Source organism: Gammaproteobacteria bacterium (assembly GCA_016765075.1).
Lineage (GTDB): Bacteria > Pseudomonadota > Gammaproteobacteria.
In genome coordinates, this window is sequence record JAESQP010000112.1 from 1 (window position 1) to 5,794 (window position 5,794).

The following is a 5,794-nucleotide window of genomic DNA, read 5'->3' on the forward strand; positions in this document are numbered from 1 at the left end:
AGATAACCATGCTGGCTTAACACCAAAATTTAAAAATATACCCACAAAAATCACCAAGCCAAACCAATTATTATTCAAAAATGCCCGAAAACAGCCTGCTGTATCACGATTGCGTGTTAGCCATTGTTGATAGAGTGCAAACAATGCTGCTGCAAACAAGCCAATGTAATAAACAATGCTGGCAGCAAGTAAATTGCCCGCCAGCAGTAATATCACCAGCACCAAACCATGTAACACGGCGACAATTACACGGTCATAACGACCAAATAATATTGCCGTTGATTTAATGCCTATGCGTAAATCATCATCGCGATCGACCATGGCGTAAAAGGTATCGTAGGCGATTGTCCATAAAATGGTTGCCGCAAACAACAGCCACGCAATAAAAGGGATTTCACCACGTATCGCCGCGAATGCCATAGGTATTGCCCACGCAAAGGCAGCGCCAAGCACAACTTGCGGCATATTGATGTAGCGCTTGGTGAATGGATATATCGCTGCCAGCAACAATGCCACCACGGATAAAATAACAGTAAAATAATCTAAGGTGAGCACCAACATAAAGGATGCTATAACCAACACAGAAAAAAGCAATAACGCTTCTTTGGTCGTCACAGCACCGCTCACTAATGGTCGCGTCTGGGTACGCTCAACATGGCCATCAAAATCACGGTCTGCATAATCGTTAATCACACAGCCTGCTGAACGCATCAGCACAACCCCAGCCACAAAGACAATAAGAATATGTAGCGGCGGCACACCTTCTGCGGCTATCCACAAGCCCCACAGTGTCGGCCATAATAATAAAAGTATGCCAATCGGTTTGTTAAGACGCATCAATTGTGCATAACTATACAGCCGATTGGTAATAGTTAGGGCCTGTTGACGTTTCATTTTCACCACTGCTGGAGACGCTTTTTTTGCTCCACAAGGCGCAAGGAGCGTAGTGTAGTGGTGCTACATAAGCGACTGGCAACGCAGTGGGGCGCAAAAAGCGTCCCAGCCCTACGGGTTTCGCCTTCAACAACGCCACTCGGCGTTGCTCGTTGCTTATTTGCAACCAGCAAACGACGCGCCTCGCGCCTGGATTGGCGTTGTTGAAGGCGAAACAGTGATGAAAATGAAACGTCAACAGGCTCTGTACTCATAAGTGATTCAGTGCCGGTAAAAAAAATTCGCTAACCAATAAGGGCTGGCCAGAAAATAAGAATATACTGCGACGACCCCATATTTTTTTATTCGCCTTGATGGCTAACGCTTTAAACATAGCGTTATCGGCATCAACGCACGCCACTTGTAAATCACTGCGTAACACCGAGTGATCACGAAACAAAAGCTCGCCTAAAGGCTTGCGCCTAAGGCGTGACAAACGTCGCCCTGCGCCATGCAAAGTACGGTTGGGTATAATGGTGCGAGCAAAGATCAAGGGGGTTTGATCACAGTACAGTATAACTTCGCGACGTAGCGCCCGCTGCGTATCTGGCATTAATAATAGACGCCGCTCATTGAGCTGAGCACGTGCCCAACCATGCCGCACGATTTTCAAATGAAAACGACCGCGACAATATGATTGCACTTTGCGAGTCAAGGAATCTGTCGTTAATACCCAGTCACGCAAGGCCACAGGAATTTCATCAGCACGATCCAGATCATACCAATGCGGTTCTTGTTTGTGTTTCCCCCAACGTATTTGCACTGCTTATCTCGTTATTGTTGACTGTTCGGTGCTACACAGCGGCAAAGTCTTGCGCCTGACCCAACCAGCGCTGTAATAGCTGCGACACAACGGCAGGATAGTTTGACAATAATTCATCAGCAACAACTCGAATATCATCCAGCATGGCTTCGCCGGAATCGAATCTGGCATCGAGTCGCGCCACACGCAAACGCATATCGCCTGTTTGACGCACGCCTAATAATTCGCCAGGGCCACGCAATTCGAGATCTTTTTGTGCGATGGCGAACCCATCGTTGGTCTTACGCATAATAGTCAGCCGCGAACGCGCGCTTTGCGAAAGCGTGCCATGATACATCAACACACAGTGACTTTTCTGCTCACCACGACCAACGCGTCCACGTAGCTGATGTAACTGAGACAAACCCAAGCGCTCGGCATTTTCGATAATCATTAAGCTGGCATTGGGCACGTCGACACCGACCTCAATCACTGTGGTGGCAACCAGCACATCGATCTCGCCAGCCTTAAATGCCGCCATTTGCGCGGCCTTTTCAGCACCCTTCATGCGTCCATGTACCAGGCCGACGCGACTATCGGGTAGTTGCTCTGTCAACTGCGCTGCCGTATCGGTTGCAGCTTGGCTGGCAATCAATTCAGATTCATCAATCAGTGTGCACACCCAATAAACCTGGCGCCCTGCTAAAGACGCATGACGAATACGCTCAATCACTTCATCACGTCGCTGTGCCGAGACAATCGCCGTGTTAATACTTTGCCGTCCAGGCGGTAATTCATCAATCACAGACAGATCAAGATCGGCATAAAAGGTCATTGCCAATGAGCGCGGGATCGGGGTTGCCGTCATAATCAATTGGTGCGGTCTGCTGTTGGCTCGCTCGCCCTTACGCTGTAACGCCAAACGTTGCGGCACACCAAAGCGATGTTGTTCGTCGATAATAATCAAGCCAAGCTGCTGATAAATCACCTCATCCTGGAACACCGCATGTGTACCCACTAATATATCAATCTCTCCATTAGCCAATGCTGCTAGTAGTTTTTTGCGTTGCGCACCTTTAACCCCGCCATGCAGCCAGGCAACGTTCACGCCCAAAGGTTTAAACCAGGCAAGCAAGCAGTGATAGTGCTGCTGCGATAAAATTTCAGTGGGCACCATCAGCACGCTTTGTTGCCCCTGTGCAACGGCATTGGCTAAAATAGCGGCTGCTACCACTGTTTTGCCTGAACCAACATCGCCTTGCAATAAACGCTGCATAGGCAAAGCTAATGAACAGTCATCAGCAATTTCAGTTATCACGCGTTGCTGTGCTTGCGTCAATGAAAATGGCAAGCTATCAATCATCTTCAGGCACAGCTTGGAATTGGCTGGCATCACAGGCGCCTGATATCCCTCACGTAATTTACGCCGCTGTCGCAGACTTAAATGATGCGCCAGCAGCTCTTCGAAAACCAGTCGCTGTAACATCGGGTGGTCACCATCAACAAGCTTTGCCAGATCGGCATTAGCAGGCGGACGATGAATATAGTTGATTGCATCGGCTATGGTGGCTAATTGAAATTGCTCGCTCACTGCACTCGGCAATAGTTCGGGCAAAACGCCGCCCTTGTTTAAAACATTCAACGCTTCACTACTAATCTGACGCAATAAATGCTGGCCAATGCCTTCCGTCGCCGGATACACCGCAGTCAAACCCTCAGTCGATTGTAATAGCCCAGGCTTGGCAACCCGTTGATATTGCGGATGCACCATTTCAATATGCCCCGCCACACTCATGCGCGGGTTACCGTAGCAACGTAACCAGTTAGCACTCTTTAAGAGTTGTTGCTGTTGATTGCTGAAGTGAAAAAAACGCAGCAGCATTGTTGCGCTATCGTCTTCTAATGTGCATAACATCGCTCGGCGCCGACCAAAAGTGATGTTCACGTCAATCACTCGCCCTTCTATTTGTGCATCGACACCATGAACAAGTTGGGCAATAGGCGTAATACGAGTACGGTCTTCGTAACGTAAGGGAAGGTGGAACAAGACGTCGGTCAATGTATGAATTGCCAACCGTTGCAGTGCCTCTGCTTTTTTCGGACCAACACCTGACAAAGTGCTTACCGCAGCGCTAAGCGCAGTCACTATAATGTTGCCTCTTTATTCAGTAGCCTGTTGAGCAGGATGCTCAATACGTAATATGGCGTCCATCTCAACACTCGCATCTTTCGGCAAGGCGGTCACGCCAATTGCAGCGCGAGCTGGATAAGGCTGATGAAAGTAGCGTGCCATCACTTCATTGACTATCGGAAAGTGCGACAAATCTGTAAGAAAAACATTGAGCTTAACCACATCAGAAAAATCACCACCCGCAGCCTGAGCAACCGCTTTGAGATTTTCAAATACTCTGGTAATTTGCGCTTCGATATCTCCTTCCACCATCAACATAGTTTCTGGCACTAACGGGATCTGACCAGACAAATACACTTCATCGCCCACTCGAACGGCTTGCGAATAAGTACCAATAGCTGCCGGTGCTTTATCAGTCGCGATAATTTGGCGTTGCATAGTTTTCTCCTGAACAGGCATTACAATAATTAATATTGAAGTTAGCGAATTTTAATAATAAGCGCGCCATATTGAAATAGCCAGGCCAAGGCAACTGATAGCGCAACTCTTTCGGTTCCCGCGCCCCTCCGCATAAATCCATACTGAACTGTGTGCTTGGCTCACTATACATTAAGCCACATCATCGGCGGCATTCCCACGGAGAACCGCGGAAATGAATCAAAGCCAAACTATTCAGACGCATGCAACGATGAAATTGATCAAAAAATTACTCTGACTTAGATGGAACGAGCGCTGAAACCGACTGCATCGCTATTCCTCCGCAAAACGTTTCGACCAATAGCATGTATAAAAATACATGCTATTGGTAAATGTACAAATCTAGCAACGTATGTATTTTTACGTTATGGTAGTTAAATGAGAAAATGCGACTAACATTCAATAAGTTAGTTAGGATATGGCAAACTATTCTCTCGATGCATAATAGCCAAGAGGTGATACGTAACCACCATGTATCACTTATAGAAAGACAGTGTAAATATAAATATAATTTGTTGAAACATAAAGAGAAATTTGTTAATGAGAAGGAAATCAATGAGCATGTTATATCGCGGCTTGGTGATACACTGCTGCAGCATAATAAGCTGTTATGAAAAACAACATGTAACCTAAATATAGGAGTCGTATTATGAGTACTAAGAATGTTTATGCCGAAAGACTTACTGCTGATAATTCTGTTTTGGCAATGATAGACCACCAAACGGGTCTGATGGTTAGTTGCCGTGATTATGATCCGCATTTGCTGAGGGCCAATATTAGAGGTCTCTGTACTCTTGCAAAAACGATTAGCTTACCTTCGGTTGTTACCGCTAGTATGCCTCAAGGGCCTAATGGGCCAATTATGCCTGATATTCTGGAGATACTGGGAGATGAGGTAATTGAAAGGCCTGGTGAAATTAATGCCTGGGATAACCCGGAGTTTAAAGATGCAATCGAAAAAACAGGACGAAAAAAAATCATTATGGCGGGGGTGGTGACAGATGTATGTTTGCTATTCCCAGCTATTTCTGCGGTTGCTGAGGGCTATGATGTTTACGCTGTAATTGATGCTTCAGGCACCTGGAACAAGTCTGTGCAAGAAATTAGCTTACACCGCATGACTCAAGCGGGTGTTAAGGTCTCCACTTGGGCATCTATCCTGGCAGAACTTATGAACGATTGGCGTAGTGAAAAAGGCATGGAGCTTGGAGGTGTGCTTGGTGAGCATACTTCTTATCGCTGGGTGTATGATAGTTTTTTAACCGCCAGCAAAAATAGCAAGTAGGCTGAAAATAAATTATAACAGTCTGGCAATACACTCCAGCGGCGGCGTTGTGTAGAAAATAAATAATCAGCACTAAATGGGAAAAATATGAATATTGAAATTAAAACAAGGGAGCAACAGCATAATGTCGATTTATTCGGGGGAAGGTTGCACGAAAATAAACCTATCTCGGGTGAAGTATATTCTAATCTTTTATATTGGGCGCATGTAGAAGCACAAGATGACG

Annotated in this window: 5 protein-coding genes; 1 reads left to right on the plus strand and 4 read right to left on the minus strand. The window is 46.3% G+C overall.

The annotated features are described in order from the left end of the window. The 4 genes from ubiA to JKY90_06570 all read right to left on the minus strand — a co-directional run. Positions 1-894, minus strand: an 894-nt coding sequence (gene ubiA / locus JKY90_06555; GenBank protein MBL4851925.1) for a 4-hydroxybenzoate octaprenyltransferase, incomplete at its 3' end; no start/stop codon positions are given. Between the two features lie 250 nt (positions 895-1,144). Beyond that, a complete protein-coding gene (locus JKY90_06560; GenBank protein MBL4851926.1) occupies positions 1,145-1,696 on the minus strand; it encodes a chorismate lyase in 552 nt (183 codons plus the stop codon). Positions 1,697-1,727: 31 nt separating this feature from the next. Continuing rightward, positions 1,728-3,824: an ATP-dependent DNA helicase RecG gene (gene recG, locus JKY90_06565; GenBank protein ID MBL4851927.1), complete on the minus strand. Its 2,097-nt coding sequence runs from the start codon at positions 3,822-3,824 to the stop codon at positions 1,728-1,730. A gap of 12 nt (positions 3,825-3,836) precedes the next feature. Further along, a complete protein-coding gene (locus JKY90_06570) occupies positions 3,837-4,244 on the minus strand; it encodes a RidA family protein (protein ID MBL4851928.1) in 408 nt (135 codons plus the stop codon). A gap of 688 nt (positions 4,245-4,932) precedes the next feature. On the opposite strand from JKY90_06570, the gene JKY90_06575 reads away from it, so the two are divergent. After that, positions 4,933-5,568, plus strand: a complete 636-nt coding sequence (locus tag JKY90_06575; protein ID MBL4851929.1) for an isochorismatase family protein — start codon at positions 4,933-4,935, stop codon at positions 5,566-5,568. Positions 5,569-5,794: the final 226 nt, after the last annotated feature.

Excerpts from the sequence above, each read along its gene's own strand:
- JKY90_06570 (MBL4851928.1), bottom strand. The coding sequence starts at position 4,244 with ATGCAACGCCAAATTATCGCGACTGATAAAGCACCGGCAGCTATTGGT.
- JKY90_06575 (MBL4851929.1), top strand. The coding sequence starts at position 4,933 with ATGAGTACTAAGAATGTTTATGCCGAAAGACTTACTGCTGATAATTCT.